Source organism: Bradyrhizobium sp. BR2003, assembly GCF_009720285.1.
Classification (GTDB): Bacteria; Pseudomonadota; Alphaproteobacteria; order Rhizobiales; family Xanthobacteraceae; genus Bradyrhizobium; species Bradyrhizobium elkanii.
In genome coordinates, this window is the sequence record NZ_SMYJ01000047.1 from 36,525 (window position 1) to 52,625 (window position 16,101).

General features: G+C 64.4%; 19 protein-coding genes. 16 read left to right on the plus strand and 3 right to left on the minus strand.

What is annotated here, in order from left to right; translation table 11 throughout:
- Nucleotides 1-37: 37 nt before the first annotated feature.
- The 3 genes from E2I15_RS36330 to E2I15_RS36340 all read right to left on the minus strand — a co-directional run bounded on the left by E2I15_RS36330 (nucleotide 38) and on the right by E2I15_RS36340 (nucleotide 2,278).
- Nucleotides 38-250 (minus strand): cold-shock protein, encoded by a 213-nt coding sequence (locus tag E2I15_RS36330; protein WP_016842648.1) that lies wholly within the window; start codon nucleotides 248-250, stop codon nucleotides 38-40.
- A 279-nt stretch (nucleotides 251-529) separates the two neighbouring features.
- Nucleotides 530-823 (minus strand): translation initiation factor IF-1, encoded by a 294-nt coding sequence (infA, locus tag E2I15_RS36335; RefSeq protein ID WP_016842649.1) that lies wholly within the window; start codon nucleotides 821-823, stop codon nucleotides 530-532.
- 24 nt (nucleotides 824-847) lie between these two features.
- Nucleotides 848-2,278 (minus strand): DEAD/DEAH box helicase, encoded by a 1,431-nt coding sequence (locus E2I15_RS36340; RefSeq protein ID WP_137476649.1) that lies wholly within the window; start codon nucleotides 2,276-2,278, stop codon nucleotides 848-850.
- Between the two features lie 533 nt (nucleotides 2,279-2,811).
- Here E2I15_RS36340 and urtA point away from each other — a divergent pair.
- The 16 genes from urtA (at nucleotide 2,812) to ureG (ending at nucleotide 15,853) form a co-directional block, all read left to right on the plus strand.
- Entirely contained in the window at nucleotides 2,812-4,140 is a 1,329-nt protein-coding gene (gene urtA / locus E2I15_RS36345) for an urea ABC transporter substrate-binding protein (protein ID WP_137476650.1), read from the plus strand.
- A gap of 129 nt (nucleotides 4,141-4,269) precedes the next feature.
- Nucleotides 4,270-5,868: an urea ABC transporter permease subunit UrtB gene (urtB, locus tag E2I15_RS36350; RefSeq protein WP_137476972.1), complete on the plus strand. Its 1,599-nt coding sequence runs from the start codon at nucleotides 4,270-4,272 to the stop codon at nucleotides 5,866-5,868.
- The gene (gene urtC / locus E2I15_RS36355) at nucleotides 5,865-7,034 is read left to right on the plus strand and encodes an urea ABC transporter permease subunit UrtC (RefSeq protein ID WP_069279336.1); all 1,170 of its coding nucleotides are present in this window, start codon (nucleotides 5,865-5,867) and stop codon (nucleotides 7,032-7,034) included. Before urtB ends, urtC begins: the two co-directional genes overlap by 4 nt.
- Nucleotides 7,035-7,038: 4 nt before the next feature.
- The gene (urtD, locus tag E2I15_RS36360) at nucleotides 7,039-7,800 is read left to right on the plus strand and encodes an urea ABC transporter ATP-binding protein UrtD (RefSeq protein ID WP_137476651.1); all 762 of its coding nucleotides are present in this window, start codon (nucleotides 7,039-7,041) and stop codon (nucleotides 7,798-7,800) included.
- 4 nt (nucleotides 7,801-7,804) lie between these two features.
- On the plus strand, nucleotides 7,805-8,500 hold the full coding sequence (gene urtE, locus E2I15_RS36365) for an urea ABC transporter ATP-binding subunit UrtE (RefSeq protein WP_024581870.1): 696 nt from the start codon (nucleotides 7,805-7,807) through the stop codon (nucleotides 8,498-8,500).
- A gap of 48 nt (nucleotides 8,501-8,548) precedes the next feature.
- Nucleotides 8,549-9,385 carry an urease accessory protein UreD gene (locus tag E2I15_RS36370; protein WP_137476652.1) on the plus strand — a complete coding sequence of 279 codons (837 nt, stop codon included), beginning with the start codon at nucleotides 8,549-8,551 and terminating at the stop codon, nucleotides 9,383-9,385.
- Nucleotides 9,386-9,413: 28 nt separating this feature from the next.
- Nucleotides 9,414-9,716 carry an urease subunit gamma gene (locus tag E2I15_RS36375; protein WP_137476653.1) on the plus strand — a complete coding sequence of 101 codons (303 nt, stop codon included), beginning with the start codon at nucleotides 9,414-9,416 and terminating at the stop codon, nucleotides 9,714-9,716.
- 9 nt (nucleotides 9,717-9,725) lie between these two features.
- Nucleotides 9,726-10,031: an urease subunit beta gene (locus tag E2I15_RS36380; RefSeq protein ID WP_016847280.1), complete on the plus strand. Its 306-nt coding sequence runs from the start codon at nucleotides 9,726-9,728 to the stop codon at nucleotides 10,029-10,031.
- A 102-nt stretch (nucleotides 10,032-10,133) separates the two neighbouring features.
- Nucleotides 10,134-10,589, plus strand: coding sequence for an endonuclease domain-containing protein (locus E2I15_RS36385; RefSeq protein WP_170991386.1), 456 nt, complete (start codon nucleotides 10,134-10,136; stop codon nucleotides 10,587-10,589).
- A gap of 177 nt (nucleotides 10,590-10,766) precedes the next feature.
- Nucleotides 10,767-11,321: an HD domain-containing protein gene (locus tag E2I15_RS36390; RefSeq protein ID WP_137476655.1), complete on the plus strand. Its 555-nt coding sequence runs from the start codon at nucleotides 10,767-10,769 to the stop codon at nucleotides 11,319-11,321.
- A 1-nt stretch (nucleotide 11,322) separates the two neighbouring features.
- Nucleotides 11,323-13,038, plus strand: a complete 1,716-nt coding sequence (gene ureC, locus E2I15_RS36395; RefSeq protein ID WP_137476656.1) for an urease subunit alpha — start codon at nucleotides 11,323-11,325, stop codon at nucleotides 13,036-13,038.
- 48 nt (nucleotides 13,039-13,086) lie between these two features.
- Nucleotides 13,087-13,386, plus strand: coding sequence for a putative quinol monooxygenase (locus E2I15_RS36400; protein WP_137476657.1), 300 nt, complete (start codon nucleotides 13,087-13,089; stop codon nucleotides 13,384-13,386).
- A gap of 24 nt (nucleotides 13,387-13,410) precedes the next feature.
- Nucleotides 13,411-13,710, plus strand: coding sequence for a putative quinol monooxygenase (locus tag E2I15_RS36405; protein ID WP_137476658.1), 300 nt, complete (start codon nucleotides 13,411-13,413; stop codon nucleotides 13,708-13,710).
- Nucleotides 13,711-13,717: 7 nt separating this feature from the next.
- On the plus strand, nucleotides 13,718-14,335 hold the full coding sequence (locus E2I15_RS36410; RefSeq protein ID WP_137476659.1) for an urease accessory protein UreE: 618 nt from the start codon (nucleotides 13,718-13,720) through the stop codon (nucleotides 14,333-14,335).
- Nucleotides 14,316-15,053: an urease accessory protein UreF gene (locus E2I15_RS36415; RefSeq protein ID WP_137476660.1), complete on the plus strand. Its 738-nt coding sequence runs from the start codon at nucleotides 14,316-14,318 to the stop codon at nucleotides 15,051-15,053. The genes E2I15_RS36410 and E2I15_RS36415 overlap by 20 nt, the downstream gene beginning before the upstream one ends.
- A gap of 161 nt (nucleotides 15,054-15,214) precedes the next feature.
- Entirely contained in the window at nucleotides 15,215-15,853 is a 639-nt protein-coding gene (gene ureG / locus E2I15_RS36420) for an urease accessory protein UreG (RefSeq protein ID WP_137476661.1), read from the plus strand.
- Nucleotides 15,854-16,101: the final 248 nt, after the last annotated feature.

Here is a 16,101-nt window from a genome sequence, read left to right on the forward strand (position 1 = left end):
ACAATTTCCCGGAGCTTCGCGCTCCCGGGAAATCGGCTTATCCGGCGGCGCGCAGATTGTCGGCCGAGGATTTGCCGGAACGGCGGTCAGCCACGATCTCGTAGGAGATCTTCTGGCCTTCACGCAGAGTGCCAAGGCCGGCGCGCTCGACTGCACTGATGTGCACGAACACGTCGTTCCCGCCTTCATCCGGCTGGATGAAGCCGTAGCCCTTGGTCGCGTTAAACCACTTCACGGTTCCCATGCTCACGTGGGTAGTCCCTTCTCAGATATACAAGTTCAAGACCCGCTGATCGGCGGGGTGGTGAGATCGAATTTTTGGAAGGGTCGTCAGCGTCTGAACCGGCTGTACCGGTATTGGCTAATGTCGTCCGGCCGAAAATCGATGGGTAGGATATTATTCGATAGAAGGCTTCAAAACAATCCTGAAAACAATCCTGACGTGCGCGATTTTTTGGCCGGCGCAGCCGCCGGCCAATTGTGCGCAGGACATCAGGACATCATGCCCGCAGCGGTTGCAATACCCCGCTTACCGGCGGCGGAACTGGCCGCCGCGCTGGGCTCCGCCCCGCGGCGGGCCGCCGGGCGCGCCGCTCGGACGTTCGTCCTTGTGCCGGAAGATCAGGCGCCCCTTTTCGAGATCGTAGGGCGACATTTCGATCGTAACGCGGTCGCCGGCCAGCGTCTTGATGCGGTTTTTCTTCATCTTGCCGGCGGTGTAGGCGACGATCTCGTGCCCGGCATCGAGTTGCACCCGGTAACGAGCGTCGGGGAGGATTTCGGTCACCAGTCCTTCGAACTGGATCAGCTCTTCCTTAGCCATATGTTTCTCCAGATCGAGCGACGGCTAGTGCTTCGGTCGGTTGTTGCGGTTGTGTTGCGGATTCGGCCGGCTCTCGCGATGCAAGAAGGCGACGCCCTGAATGCCTTCGCTGTTGCCGGCCTGCGACGGACGCGGCGACTCGCCCCGGCTCGTCTGCGGCGCGCCATTATTACCACCTCGACGGCGGCGGCGGCGAGGGCCTTTTGCGCCCGGAGCGGCCTCATTCCCACGGACATTGTGCGCGCGGGGCGCAGAACGGCCGCCCCGGTGCGGGTGGGTGGCCTGCGCCGGCGCTGTGGCCTCGCGGCCGCCAGGGGAGCCGCCTTGCGTGCGGCGGTCTTCCCGCGGCACGGTAATCCGGATCAGCCGCTCGATGTCGCGCAAATAGCCCATCTCCTCGGCGCCGGCGATCAGCGAGATCGCGACGCCGTCGGCCCCGGCGCGCGCCGTGCGGCCGATGCGGTGGACGTAGGTCTCCGGGACGTTGGGCAGGTCGAAGTTCACGACGTGGCTGACGCCGTCGACGTCGATGCCGCGGGCGGCGATATCGGTCGCCACCAGCGTGCGGATCTCGCCGGAACGGAACGCCGCCAGCGTGCGCTCGCGGTGGTTCTGCGACTTGTTGCCGTGGATCGCATTGGCCTCGATGCCGGCCTTGGCAAGGCTCTTCACCACCTTGTCGGCGCCGTGCTTGGTGCGGGTGAAGACCAGGGCGCGGTTGACCGGTTCCTGCTTCAGCAGCTGGGCGAGAACCGTCGGCTTGGCCGCGAAATCGACCTGGATCGCGCGCTGGGCGATGCGATCCACGGTCGAGGCCACCGGCGTCACTGCCACACGGGCCGGGTCGCGCAGCATCGCCTCGGCGAGCTCGGCGATGTCCTTGGGCATGGTGGCCGAGAAGAACAGCGTCTGGCGCCGGACCGGCAGCTTGGCGACGATTTTCCTGATGTCGTTGATGAAGCCCATGTCGAGCATGCGGTCGGCCTCATCGAGCACCAGGAACTCGACCTGATTGAGCTTCAGGCCGTTGCTCTGCACGAGGTCGAGCAGGCGGCCGGGGGTGGCGACCATGACCTCGACGCCCTGCATCGCGGCGCGGACCTGGCGGCCCATCGGCACGCCGCCGATGGCGAGCGCCGAGGACAGCCGGATGTGACGGCCATAGGTGTTGAAACTGTCGAGGATCTGCCCGGACAGTTCGCGCGTCGGCGAGAGCACCAGCACGCGGCAGCTCTTGGGCTGCGGGCGGACGCGGTTTTCAAGCAGCCGGTGCAAGATCGGCAGCGCGAAGGAGGCGGTCTTGCCGGTACCGGTCTGGGCGATGCCGACGACGTCGCGGCCGGCAAGGGCTAGCGGGATGGTCTGTGCCTGGATGGGGGTCGGCGTGAGATAATTCTCTTCTCGAAGCGCGCGGGCGATGGGATCGGCGAGGCCGAAATCCTGAAAGGAGGTCAAAAGGTGGTTCTTTCCATAAAAGCCATCGTCGTCCCAGCCCATATCGGCCGGAAGCGCTGGAAGGCATTCGGGGACACCCGCGTGTCTGGGGCGTCAAGCTGGGTTAGCTGGAAGGCGAGCCAGAAGCCGCTTGGGGCGGCTTGAACACGCAGCTCGCGAAGGCACCGCGACTCTCGCGGGCATGGCGAAGATATGGACCAGGAACTGGGCGGTTTCAAGATGAGATCGCCGTCTTTGGTGCCCGGAGGTCGCTGAACCATCGCGCAAACTGTCACAAATCGATGCCGTAAATTTAGCCAAGACGTCGATTTTGCCTACAAAATGATCTGATTGCTCTTTCGACAGTCAAGTTGGCGGCTCAATGATTGAGCAAGCGGCTTCCGTATTTGCCCGGAACTCACGAAATTATCTAGCCGATACATTGGCTTAAGGTGCCTGCGCACCGTGGCACAGTTCTTGCGATTCCCTTAACCGCAGGCGGCCATGCGGCCGTTTCGCAAGCGTTCACGCCTGCGTCAGGGAGACGACATTTCATGCTTACTCAGCTTACTCACGGAATAGCGACGATGACCCGCCGCCGCGCGCTCGCGGCGACGGCCGGCCTGGTTTTGGGCCTGGCTGCGTCCTCGCCGCTTGCGCCCGCACACGCGGCCGACGACACCATCAAGGTCGGCATCCTTCACTCGCTGTCGGGCACCATGGCCATCAGCGAAACCACGCTGAAGGACACGATCCTTTTTCTGATCGACGAGCAGAACAAGAAGGGCGGCGTGCTCGGCAAGAAGCTCGAGCCCGTCGTGGTCGACCCCGCATCGAACTGGCCGCTGTTCGCGGAGAAGGCGCGCGAGCTGATCACCAAGGACAAGGTTGCGGTCGTGTTCGGCTGCTGGACCTCGGTGTCGCGCAAATCCGTGCTCCCGGTGTTCAAGGAGCTGAACAACATCCTGTTCTATCCGGTGCAGTATGAGGGCGAGGAGTCCGAGCGCAACGTGTTCTACACCGGCGCTGCGCCGAACCAGCAGGCGATCCCCGCCGTCGACTATCTGATGAAGGAAGAAAAGGTGAAGCGCTGGGTGCTGGCCGGCACCGACTACGTCTATCCGCGCACTACCAACAAGATCCTGGAAGCCTATCTGAAGTCGAAGGGCGTCGCCCAGGACGACATCATGATCAACTACACGCCGTTCGGTCACTCCGACTGGCAGACGATCGTGGCCGACATCAAGAAGTTCGGCTCGGCCGGCAAGAAGACCGCGGTGGTCTCCACCATCAACGGCGACGCCAACGTTCCCTTCTACAAGGAGCTCGGCAACCAGGGCATCAAGGCGACCGATATCCCGGTGGTCGCGTTCTCGGTCGGCGAAGAAGAGCTCGCCGGCATCGACACCAAGCCGCTGCTCGGCCATCTCGCCGCCTGGAACTACTTCGAGTCGATCAAGACCCCGGCGAACGAGAAGTTCATCAAGGAGTGGCAGGCCTACACCAAGAATCCGAAGCGCGTGACCAACGATCCGATGGAAGCGCACTACATCGGCTTCAACATGTGGGTGAAGGCGGTCGAGAAGGTGAAGTCGACCGATCCGGACAAGGTGATCGATGCGCTTCCCGGCATCGAGGCGCCCAACCTGACCGGCGGCGTGTCGAAGATGCTGCCGAACCACCACATCACCAAGCCGGTGTTCATCGGCGAGATCAAGGGCAACGGCCAGTTCGACGTGGTCTGGAAGACCCCGGGCCTGGTGGCCGGCGACGCCTGGTCGAAGGAGCTCGAGGGCTCCAAGGACCTGATCGGCGATTGGGTCGGCAAGAAGTGCGGCAACTACAACACCAAGACCAACAAGTGCGGCGGCCAGGGCTCCTAACAAGAGGGCTCCTGAACTCCTGACCTGATCAACGACACGACACAACCATCCAAGAACCTGGAGAAGGCGGCACAGCTCGCCGCCTTCTCCTCACACTCCTGCCGGGGTACTGACGTGTTCGCCAATTGTATTGATCGTTTTCGTGCGCTGTTTCTCTCGATCGTGCTGCTGAGCTGCCTTGCTGCGCCGGCTCTGGCTGGTCCGTTCGAGGATTCGGTCGCCAAATTCGCCAATGACGAGTTCTCCGACACCGAGGCTGCGATCGGTGAGGTTGCTGCGTCGGGCAATGCGCTGGCCTCGCCCATCATCAGCGCGCTGCAGGACGGCCGGCTGTCGGCCGATCCCGACAGCAAGAAGGTCTTCATCACGCGGACCGACGGCAAGATCGTCGACGCTACAACGGGTGCTGCCGTCGACAAGCTGCCCGACAACGCCGCCGCCGTCCGCCTCAACAACCGCCTGCGCCGCACCGTGGAGGCCGCGCTCGGCGGCCTGACGCTGCTGTCGCCGGATCCGGCCAAGCGCCTCGCCGCCGCGCAGTCGGTATTCAAAAGCCACGAGGAGAATTTGCTGCCGACGGTGGAGAGCGCGCTTGCCAAGGAGAGCGTCAAGTCGGTCAAGCAGGCCTTCGCCGAGGCACGCGCCGCCATCATCCTGTTCAAGTCGGACGCATCCGACAGCGACAAGCTCGACGCCGTCGCCGTGGTCAAGGCGCGCGGCGATCAGGAGGCGCTGGCGCTGCTCACCGGGCTCGGCACCGACCAGCCGCCGCTGGTCGCCAACGCGGCCGCGAGCGCGGTGTCCTCGATCCAGAGCAATCTGGCGATGTGGTCGATGGTGCAGAATGCCTGGTACGGCCTGTCGCTCGGCTCGGTGCTGCTGCTCGCCGCGATCGGGCTTGCCATCACCTTCGGCGTGATGGGCGTCATCAACATGGCGCATGGCGAGATGGTGATGCTCGGGGCCTACACCACCTTCGTGGTGCAGGAGGTGATCCGCAGCCGCTATCCTGCGCTGTTCGACTACTCGCTGCTGATCGCGGTGCCGCTCGCCTTCCTGGTCGCCGGCTTGATCGGTGTCGTGATCGAGCGCACCATCATCCGCTTCCTCTACGGCCGTCCGCTGGAGACGCTGCTTGCGACCTGGGGCCTGTCGCTGGTGTTGCAGCAGGCGGTGCGCACCGCGTTCGGTCCAACCAACCGCGAGGTCGGCAACCCCTCCTGGATGAGCGGCGCCTTCGAGCTCGGCCAGATCACCATCACCTATAACCGGCTCTGGATCCTCTGCTTCACGCTCGCGGTGTTTGCCATCCTGCTGGCGATGCTGCGCTACACCGCGCTCGGACTCGAAATGCGCGCGGTGACCCAGAACCGCCGCATGGCGGCCTCGATGGGGATCGCCACCTCGCGCGTCGACGCGCTGACCTTCGGCCTCGGCTCGGGGATCGCCGGTATCGCCGGCGTGGCGCTGTCGCAGATCGACAATGTCAGCCCGAATCTCGGCCAGAGCTACATCATCGACAGCTTCATGGTCGTGGTGTTCGGCGGCGTCGGCAATCTCTGGGGCACGCTGGTCGGCGCCTTCACGCTCGGCATCGCCAACAAGTTCCTCGAGCCTGTCGCGGGTGCGGTGCTCGGCAAGATCGCGATCCTGGTGCTGATCATCCTGTTCATCCAGAAGCGGCCCCGCGGCCTGTTCGCGCTCAAGGGGCGGGCGGTGGAAGCATGACGCCGCACATCCTCACCCGTTCGCTCGACCGCGCGGCGACCGCGTTCGTCCTGATCGTCGCCGCGATCGGCGTGCTGATCCCGTTGTCGAACCTGCTGCTGCCGCAGGGCTCGATGTTCCAGGTGCCGACCTATCTGGTCGCGCTGTGGGGCAAATATGTCTGCTACGCCATCCTCGCGCTTTCGATCGATCTGATCTGGGGCTATTGCGGTATCCTCTCGCTCGGCCACGGCGCGTTCTTCGCGTTGGGCGGCTACGCGATGGGCATGTACCTGATGCGCCAGATCGGCAGCCGCGGCGTCTACGGCAACCCGATCCTGCCGGACTTCATGGTGTTCCTGAACTGGAGCAAGTTGCCCTGGTATTGGTACGGCTTCGACAAGTTCTGGTTTGCCGCGCTGATGGTGCTGCTGGTCCCGGGTCTGCTCGCCTTCTGCTTCGGCTGGCTCGCCTTCCGCTCGCGCGTCACCGGCGTGTATCTGTCGATCATCACCCAGGCGATGACCTATGCGCTGCTGCTGGCGTTCTTCCGCAACGATTTCGGCTTCGGCGGCAACAACGGGCTGACCGACTTCAAGGACATCATCGGCTTCAACGTGCAGGCCGAAGGCACCCGCGCCGCGCTGTTCCTGCTGAGCTGCCTCGCGCTGATCATCGCTTTCCTGATCTGCCGCGCGATCGTGACCTCGAAGCTCGGCAAGGTCCTGATTGCGGTGCGCGATGCCGAAAGCCGGACCCGTTTCCTTGGCTATCGCGTCGAATCCTACAAGCTGTTCGTGTTCACGCTGTCGGCCTGCATGGCCGGCGTCGCCGGTGCGCTGTACGTGCCGCAGGTCGGCATCATCAATCCGAGCGAATTCGCGCCCGCCAACTCGATCGAGGCGGTGATCTGGGTCGCGGTCGGCGGCCGCGGCACGCTGGTCGGCGCGGCGCTCGGCGCCGTCGTCGTCAACTACGCCAAGACGTTCTTCACCTCGGGGCCGCTCGCACCGTACTGGCTGTTCATGCTGGGCGCGCTGTTCATCCTGGTGACGTTGCTGCTGCCGAAAGGCATCGTCGGCACCTTCAGCAGCTGGCGCGAGACGCGGCGCAGTGCGGCCATCGCGGCCGACAGGGACAGCGCGGCGCGCGAAGACGGCGTCGGCGCACCGAACCCGGCGGAGTAGGCAGATGAACGTCATGGATACCCGCGCCACCTCGGCCATGCTCTATCTCGACGGCGTGCACGTCTCGTTCGACGGCTTCCACGCCATCAACAATCTGTCGCTGGCGCTCGAGCCCGGCGAGATGCGCGCCATCATCGGCCCGAACGGCGCCGGCAAGACCACGATGATGGACATCATCACCGGCAAGACCAAGCCGGACGAGGGCACGGTGCTGTTCGACGGCACCGTCGACCTGACCCGGCTCGACGAGACCCGGATCGCCGAGCTCGGCATCGGCCGCAAATTCCAGAAGCCGACGGTGTTCGAGAGCCAGACCGTGCAGGACAATCTGCTGCTCGCGCTCAATGTCGATCATTCCGTACGCGGCACGCTGTTCTGGCGCGGCAGCAAGGCGGAATCCGAACGGATCGACAAGGTGCTCGAGACCATCCGCCTGACCGATGCGCGCAACCGCCTCGCCGGCAGCCTGTCGCACGGCCAGAAGCAATGGCTCGAGATCGGCATGCTGCTGGCACAGGATCCGAAGGTGCTGTTGGTCGACGAGCCGGTCGCGGGGATGACCGATGTCGAGACCCATCTGACCGCGGAGCTGCTGAAGGAGATCAACAGGAACCACACCATCATGGTGGTCGAGCACGACATGACCTTCGTGCGCGAGCTCGGCGTCAAGGTGACGTGTCTCCACGAAGGCACGGTGCTCGCCGAAGGTTCGATCGACCAGGTGTCGTCGAACGAGCGGGTGGTCGAAGTGTATCTGGGGCGCTAGGGCGATGCTGAAGATCGACAACATCAACCTCTATTACGGCGCGGCGCAGGCGCTGCGCGGGGTATCGCTGACCGCCGAGCCGGGCAAGGTGACCTGCGTGCTCGGCCGCAACGGCGTCGGCAAGACCTCGCTGCTGCGCGCCATGGTCGGCCAGTATCCGATTGCGTCCGGCGCGATCAATTTCGACGGCAAGGACATCACCGCGCTCAAGCCCTATGAACGGGCGCGGCGCGGCATCGGCTTCGTGCCGCAGGGCCGCGAGATCTTTCCGCTGCTGACGGTGGAAGAGAACCTGAAGACCGGCTTCGGTCCGCTGAAGCGCGAAGACCGCAACATTCCCGACGACGTGTTCTCGCTGTTTCCGGTGCTGGAGACCATGCTGGGCCGCCGCGGCGGCGACCTTTCCGGCGGCCAGCAGCAGCAGCTCGCGATCGGCCGGGCGCTGGTGATGCGGCCAAAGCTCCTGCTGCTCGACGAGCCGACCGAGGGCATCCAGCCCTCGATCATCAAGGATATCGGCCGCGCCATCTCCTATCTGCGCAACCTCGGCAACATCGCGATCGTGCTGGTCGAACAATATCTCGACTTTGCCTGCGAACTCGGCGACAGTTTTGCGGTGATGGACCGGGGTGCGGTGAAATACGCCTGCGACCGCGCAAGCCTCGATCCCGCCGAGATCAGCCGCCAGATGGCGCTGTGAACAGGATGTGACGCCGCCTGTCGTGGCGCGCGAAGGGAGCGTCGGGGAATGCGGACCGGGATCGCAGGCGCGGCAGCGGCGACGTTTGCGGCAAACCGCGCCCGGGGCGCGGTCCGGTTTGGCGTGCATCTGAAGGACCACGCCACCCGCCGCGGCGACCTGCATGAGTCGGGCTCGCTGCGCGTCCGCTTCCCATCGCCGGAGGACGACGGTCTCTCGGCCATGTTCGTCAACACCGCCGGCGGCATTGCCGGCGGGGACCGCTTCGAGATTGCGATCGCGGCCGGCGAGGGCGCTCGGCTGACCCTGACCACGGCGGCGGCTGAGAAAGTCTATCGCGCACCGGCAGCGGCGGCACGGATCGACATCGCGCTGACCGTTGCCGCAGGCGCGCATCTCTCCTGGCTGCCGCAGGAAACCATCCTGTTCGACCGTGCCCGCATTCACCGCGGCTTCGACATCGACCTTGCCGAGGGTGCTTCGCTCCTGCTCTGCGAGATCGTGGTGTTCGGCCGGGCCGCGATGGGCGAGATCATGCGGCACGGCGAATTTGTCGATCGCTGGCGGATGCGGCGTGGCGGCAGGCTGGTGTTTGCCGAGACCGTCAGGCTCGACGGCGAGATCGGCGAGAAGCTCGCAAGGCCCGCGATTGCCAATGGCGGCTGCGCGATCGGCACGGCGCTGATCGTGCCGGGCGACGAAGCCCTGGTCGAGCGCATCCGCGAGGCGTCGGACAGCTTCGGCGGCGAGGTCGGCATCTCCGCCTGGAATGGCTTTGCAATGGCCCGCTTCTGTGCCCAAGATGCGGCCCGGCTGCGCGCCGACATGATGACGGTGCTCGGCCGCGCCTCCACTGTCCCGCTGCCGCGGCTGTGGCTCAACTAGACCTTTCAAGAACGATCAGAGTGCTCGCATGAATTTGTCTCCCCGCGAAAAGGACAAGCTCCTGGTGTCGATGGCGGCCATGGTGGCGCGGCGCCGGCTCGAGCGCGGCGTCAAGCTGAACCATCCCGAAGCGGTGGCCTTGATCACTGATTTCATCGTCGAAGGCGCGCGCGATGGGCGCCCCGTCGCCGATCTGATGCAGGCCGGTGCCAAGGTCCTGACCCGCGCGCAGGTGATGGATGGCATCCCGGAGATGATCCACGACATCCAGGTCGAGGCGACATTCCCCGACGGCACCAAGCTCGTCACCGTGCACGAGCCGATCCGATAGGAGCGCGACATGATCCCCGGCGAACTCTTCATCAAGGACGGCGAGATCGAGCTCAATGCCGGCCGCAAGACTGTGACGCTCTCGGTCGCCAACACCGGCGACCGTCCGATCCAGGTCGGCTCGCACTACCACTTCTTCGAGACCAACCCGGCGCTGAAATTCGACCGCAAGAAAGCCCGCGGCATGCGCCTCGACATCGCCGCCGGCACCGCCGTCCGCTTCGAACCCGGCCAGACCCGCGACGTCCAACTCGTCGCGCTCGCCGGCAAGCGCGTGATCCACGGTTTTCGCGCCGAGGTGAAGGGGAAGCTTTAATTCGGCTCCGACGCGACGAGAGTTCCTGCGATGGTCGATAGTAAGGTGAGCACGCCGGTCAGGCACCCTCCCCCCCTTGCGGGGGAGGGTGGGGAGAGGGGTATGCCGCACACTCAAGTGAGCGACATCCGGCGCGATCGCGCCAAGCAGCTCCGCCGTACGATGACGCGTGCGGAGACGCTGCTGTGGCGGCATCTGAAAGCCGACCGTCTCGCCTGTCTCAACTTTCGCCGCCAAGCGCCGATCGGCAATTACATTGCCGATTTTGTTGTGCATGCCTGCAAGCTCATCGTTGAAGTCGACGGCGAGAGTCATGATTTCGAGGAACGCATCCGTCATGACGACCGGCGGGATGCGTGGCTCACGTCGCGCGGTTATCGTGTCATTCGTTTTACCAACGACGATGTGTTGAAAAATCTGGAGGGCGTCGTTCTCCGCATCGCGGAAGCTGCTGTGCAAGCGGCACCTCTCTCCCTAACCCTCCCCCGCAAGAGGGGAGGGAACTTTACCGCTGGTAGCTCCCTTACATCTGATCCCGATGGAGCGGAGAAGCTGTGATGCGGCGCGGAGCAGTGGTGGGGCGACGTGAGGTGAGCACATCGGCCAGGCTCCCTCCCCCCTTGCGGGGGAGGGTTGGGGAGAGGGGTAAGCCCCGGACGCTGACCGCAGAGATTTGGCAACCTGGTGCAACGCGGATCTGCAACGCGCGCCTCTGCAGAGGAGCGCTGTAGCAGCATGCTTCCCCCAGTCCGCCTGGTCTCCGAAGCTGCCGAGCTTGCCGCGCGCCGTCACAACGGGATGGCGCGCAAGGGACGGGGCAGCGAGCCTTACATCAACCACCTTGCAGAGGTCGCGAACCTGCTGGCGCAGGTGACCGATGGCGCCGATGCCGAGCTGGTGGCGGCAGGCTGGCTGCACGACACCATCGAGGACACCGAGACCACGCGCGAGGAACTCGCGCGGAAGTTCAGCGCGCGCGTTGCCTCGCTGGTGGCCGAATGCACCGATGACATGCGTCTGCCAAAGGCTGCCCGCCGGCAGAGGCAGATCGAGGATGCTCCGCACAAATCTCCCGATGCAAAGCTGATCAAGATCGCCGACAAGATCAGCAATATCGGCGCGCGGATCGTGCCGCATCCAAGCAAGGACGAGCGCGACGATCTCGCCGACTATGCGGCCTGGGCCGACAAGGTCGTTGCCGGTTGCCGGGGCATCAATCCGCGGCTCGACCGCATTTTCGACGACACCATTGCGCGCGCCAGGGCCGCGCTGGCTGAAACTGGGGGCTGACATGTCCGTGAAGATCAAACGTTCCGTCTATGCCGACATGTTCGGGCCGACCACTGGCGACAGGGTGCGGCTCGCCGACACCGACCTGATCATCGAGGTCGAGAAGGATCTCACCACCTATGGCGAGGAGGTGAAGTTCGGCGGCGGCAAGGTGATCCGCGATGGCATGGGGCAGTCGCAGGTGACCAACGCGCAAGGCGCGGCCGATACGGTCATCACCAACGCGCTGATCGTCGATCACTGGGGCATCGTGAAGGCCGACGTCGCGATCAAGGAGGGCATGATCGCGGCGATCGGCAAGGCCGGCAATCCCGACATCCAGCCCAACGTCACCATCATCATCGGCCCCGGCACCGACGTGATCGCCGGCGAGGGCAAGATCCTCACCGCGGGCGGTTTCGACAGCCACATCCATTTCATCTGCCCGCAGCAGATCGAGCACGCGCTGATGAGTGGCGTCACCTCGATGTTAGGGGGCGGCACCGGCCCCTCGCACGGCACCTTTGCCACCACCTGCACGCCCGGCCCTTGGCACATGGGGCGGATGATCCAGTCGTTCGACGCCTTCCCGGTCAATCTCGGCATCTCCGGGAAGGGCAACGCCTCCCGCCCGGCGGCGCTGGTCGAGATGATCAAGGCCGGCGCCTGCGCGCTGAAGCTGCACGAGGATTGGGGCACCACGCCGTCCGCGATCGACACCTGTCTCTCGGTGGCCGACGATTACGACGTCCAGGTGATGCTGCATTCGGATACGCTGAACGAATCCGGCTTCGTCGAGGACACGATCAAGGCTTTCAAGGGCCGCACCATTCATGCCTTCCACACCGAAGGCGCCGGCGGCGGCCACGCGCCCGACATCATCAAGATCGCGGGCCTCAAGAATGTGCTGCCGTCCTCGACCAATCCGACGCGGCCGTTCACCCGCAACACCATCGACGAGCATCTCGACATGCTGATGGTGTGCCATCATCTCGATCCGTCGATCGCCGAAGACCTCGCCTTCGCCGAGAGCCGGATCCGCAAGGAGACCATCGCCGCCGAGGATATCCTGCACGATCTCGGCGCGCTCTCGATGATGTCGTCGGATTCGCAGGCGATGGGCCGGCTTGGCGAGGTCATCATCCGCACCTGGCAGACCGCCGACAAGATGAAGAAGCAGCGCGGGGCGCTGCCGCAGGACAAGGGCAACGACAACGACAATTTCCGCGTCAAGCGCTACATCGCAAAGTACACCATCAACCCCGCGATCGCGCACGGCGTGTCGAAGCTGATCGGCTCGGTCGAAAAGGGCAAGCTCGCGGACCTTGTGCTGTGGTCGCCGGCGTTCTTCGGCGTCAAGCCGGACTGCATCATCAAGGGCGGTTCGATCGTGGCGGCGCCGATGGGCGATCCCAATGCCTCGATCCCGACGCCGCAGCCGGTGCATTACCAGCCGATGTTCGCCGCCTTCGGCAAGTCGCTCACCGCGTCTTCCGTGGTGTTCACCTCGAAGGCCGCGGCGAGCGGCGGTCTCGCCCGCAAGCTCGGCATCAGCAAGAAGCTCTACGCGGTGCAGAACACCCGCGGCAAGATCTCCAAGACAAGCATGATCCATAACGACGCGACGCCCGAGATCGAGGTCGATCCCGAGACCTATGAGGTACGCGCAGACGGCGAACTGCTGACCTGCGCGCCGGCCGAGGTGCTGCCCATGGCACAACGCTATTTTATGTTCTAAAACCCAACCCGGTATCTCACCTAGAAAAGAAAACCGGGAGGAATTTCCGTGATTTACGTCGTTGCCACGCTGACCATCAAGCCCGAGACCCGCGCCGAATTCATCGCCGCGGCGACGGCCTGCATCAAGGAAACCCGCAAGGAGCCCGGCAACATCGCCTACGATCTGCATGAGAGCGTCACCGACAACAGCAAGATGGTGTTCGTCGAGCAGTGGGAGAACGCGGAGGCGCTCGTGCCGCATCGCGCCGCCGAGCACATGAAGACGTTCGGCCGGGTCGCGGTGAAATGCATGGCCGCGCCGCCGAAGATCGAGGTGATCACGCCCGAGAAGGTCGACGTCCGCTAAAATAAGAAGAACGGGAGCAACAGCATGATCTATGTCATCGCCACCACGCCGATGAAGCCGGAGAACAAGGACGACTTCATCAAGGGGCACAGGGCCTGCACGGTCGAGACCCGCAAGGAGAAGGGTTGCATCTCCTATGACGGCAATGTCAGCGTCAACGATCCCAACCTTTATGTGGTGGTCGAGCGCTGGGAGAGCCGCGAGGATCTCAACGCCCATGCCAGGGCGCCGCACATGAAGGTCTGGCGCGAATATTCCGCTAACATGAAGACCGGGCCGACGGTGATCGAGATCATCAGCGACGCCAAGGTCGAGAAGCTCTGAGGCATCGATGATCCGCGCCACCAAGGTCCTGGGACAGCATCGCTGGAAGGAAGCGGCAGCCGACACCGTCGTGCTCGATTTCGACGACCGGCACCGGCGGCGGATGGTGATGACCGGGACGCGCGGGCTCGAATTCCTGCTTGATCTCGAAAACGCCACAGCTTTGCGCGGCGGCGATGCCTTGGTACTGGAGGACGGCCGCCTCGTCGAGGTGGTCGCAGCTCCCGAGCCGCTCGCGGAAATCCGCGGCAGCGATCCGCATCATCTGATCCGGGTCGCCTGGCATCTCGGCAACCGTCATCTGCCGACGCAGATCATGCCGAAGGGGTTGCGCATCCGCAGGGATCACGTGATCGAGGCGATGGTGAAGGGGTTAGGGGCCCGTGTCATCGAGATCGAGGCGCCGTTCGATCCCGAGGGCGGCGCCTATGCCGAGCATGCGCATGCCGACGCGCACGCGCATGGTCACACCGGGCACGATCATGTCCACAGCCATGCGCATGATCACGGTCACCACCATGGCCATGATCATGGGCCCGACCATGACAACCACCATCATCATGATGAGCATTGCGAGCATGCCCATCATCACCACGACCACTCCCATGCTCATGACCACAAATGAGCCTGATCCCGCCGTGCTGTGCGGCGGGATGGCGGAGGACGAGGCGGCCGCGCTGTACCGGCTGATGACATGGTTGTCGCCGTCCTTTCCGGTGGGGGCGTTCGCCTATTCCAGCGGCATCGAATGGGCGGTCGAGGCCGGCGACATCACCGATGCCGCGTCGCTGCGCGATTGGCTCGCCGCGATGCTTTCCGACGGCAGCGGATTTTGCGACGCCGTATTTCTCGCGCAGAGTTTTCGTGCGGCGTTGCAGCCCAATCATGCCGGGCTGAAGGAGATCGCCGAGCTTGCCGCGGCCTTCGTGCCGTCGCGCGAGCGGCAGCTCGAGACCACGACGCAGGGGCGCGCCTTCATCGAGATTGCCCGTGCCGCCTGGAATTCACCCGGCCTCGACGCGATGATCGCGGCTTGCGACGGACCGATCGTCTATCCGGTCGCAGTCGGCCTCGTCAGCGCCGCGCACGGCGTTCGGCTTGCGCCGGCGCTGCACGCCTTCCTGCATGCCGTGCTCTCGAACTGGATTTCCGCGGGCAGTCGGCTGATCCCGCTCGGGCAGACCGACAGCCAGCGCGTGCTGGCCGATCTCGAGCCGGTCGTTGCCGCGACCGCAGCGCGGGCCGACGCGGCCTCGCTCGACGATCCCGGCGGCGCGACCTTTCGCGCCGATCTCGCAAGCCTGCGTCACGAGACGCAGTACACGAGGCTGTTCCGGTCATGATGCGCTATACTGCCGCGTCGTCCCGGCGAAAGCCGCCGGACCCATAACCATGGCCTCTGTGGTTATGCAAGTCTGCGGCCCCAGCTTCGCGGAACAATTCAATTCGGTGGTAATGGGTCCCGGCCTGCGCCGGGACGACGATAACGGAGAGAGCACCTGATATGCCCACTTCCCACGGCCCACTTCGCGTCGGCGTCGGCGGTCCGGTCGGCTCCGGCAAGACCGCGCTGATGGACCTGCTCTGCAAGTCGATGCGCGAGCGCTACGACATCGCCGCGATCACCAACGACATCTACACCAAATGGGATGCCGAGTTTCTGGTGCGCTCCGGCTCGCTGACGCCGGACCGCATCGCCGGTGTCGAGACCGGCGGCTGTCCGCACACCGCGATCCGCGAGGACGCTTCGATGAATCTCGCCGCGGTCGCCGACATGCGGGCGAAATTCCCCGACCTCGATCTGGTGCTGATCGAATCCGGCGGCGACAATCTGGCGGCGACCTTCTCGCCGGAATTGGCCGATCTGACGATCTACGTCATCGACGTTGCCGCCGGCGACAAGATCCCCTCCAAGGGCGGCCCCGGCATCACGCGATCCGACCTCCTGGTGATCAACAAGATCGATCTCGCACCCCATGTCGGTGCGTCGCTCGAGAAGATGGACACCGACGCCAGGCGGATGCGCGGCGAGCGGCCCTTCGTCATGACCAACCTGAAGAAGAGCGACGGCCTCGATCGCATCATCAGCTTCATCGAGACGAAGGGCGGCCTTCGGTCGCAGGGCAAGGTCAAGGCAAGCTGACGTTAATCATTGTGGCGGCGTCGGTAACGGTGATCACGGCCGCCGCAAAAAAGCTGCGCAATAGCCGGAACAATTTCCAACTTTGACGATTAGCAACCGTTGGCGCCGCCAAAGACCGCCGGGTGGCGTCGTCGTTAATGTTGCCGACCGGCTCCTGTTGCGGACCGATGATCGCTATTCCATATTCCTTTGCGGCGGGCTTTCATCGCATCCCGATTTGTCGCCGCCCTTGCAGAAGCCAGATGCCT

Excerpts from the sequence above, each read along its gene's own strand:
- E2I15_RS36410 (WP_137476659.1), top strand. The coding sequence starts at position 13,718 with ATGATCCGCGCCACCAAGGTCCTGGGACAGCATCGCTGGAAGGAAGCG.
- E2I15_RS36375 (WP_137476653.1), top strand. The coding sequence starts at position 9,414 with ATGAATTTGTCTCCCCGCGAAAAGGACAAGCTCCTGGTGTCGATGGCG.
- urtC (WP_069279336.1), top strand. The coding sequence starts at position 5,865 with ATGACGCCGCACATCCTCACCCGTTCGCTCGACCGCGCGGCGACCGCG.
- urtD (WP_137476651.1), top strand. The coding sequence starts at position 7,039 with ATGAACGTCATGGATACCCGCGCCACCTCGGCCATGCTCTATCTCGAC.
- urtE (WP_024581870.1), top strand. The coding sequence starts at position 7,805 with ATGCTGAAGATCGACAACATCAACCTCTATTACGGCGCGGCGCAGGCG.
- E2I15_RS36390 (WP_137476655.1), top strand. The coding sequence starts at position 10,767 with ATGCTTCCCCCAGTCCGCCTGGTCTCCGAAGCTGCCGAGCTTGCCGCG.
- ureC (WP_137476656.1), top strand. The coding sequence starts at position 11,323 with ATGTCCGTGAAGATCAAACGTTCCGTCTATGCCGACATGTTCGGGCCG.
- infA (WP_016842649.1), bottom strand. The coding sequence starts at position 823 with ATGGCTAAGGAAGAGCTGATCCAGTTCGAAGGACTGGTGACCGAAATC.
- ureG (WP_137476661.1), top strand. The coding sequence starts at position 15,215 with ATGCCCACTTCCCACGGCCCACTTCGCGTCGGCGTCGGCGGTCCGGTC.
- urtA (WP_137476650.1), top strand. The coding sequence starts at position 2,812 with ATGCTTACTCAGCTTACTCACGGAATAGCGACGATGACCCGCCGCCGC.
- E2I15_RS36405 (WP_137476658.1), top strand. The coding sequence starts at position 13,411 with ATGATCTATGTCATCGCCACCACGCCGATGAAGCCGGAGAACAAGGAC.
- E2I15_RS36370 (WP_137476652.1), top strand. The coding sequence starts at position 8,549 with ATGCGGACCGGGATCGCAGGCGCGGCAGCGGCGACGTTTGCGGCAAAC.
- E2I15_RS36380 (WP_016847280.1), top strand. The coding sequence starts at position 9,726 with ATGATCCCCGGCGAACTCTTCATCAAGGACGGCGAGATCGAGCTCAAT.
- E2I15_RS36385 (WP_170991386.1), top strand. The coding sequence starts at position 10,134 with ATGCCGCACACTCAAGTGAGCGACATCCGGCGCGATCGCGCCAAGCAG.
- E2I15_RS36415 (WP_137476660.1), top strand. The coding sequence starts at position 14,316 with ATGCTCATGACCACAAATGAGCCTGATCCCGCCGTGCTGTGCGGCGGG.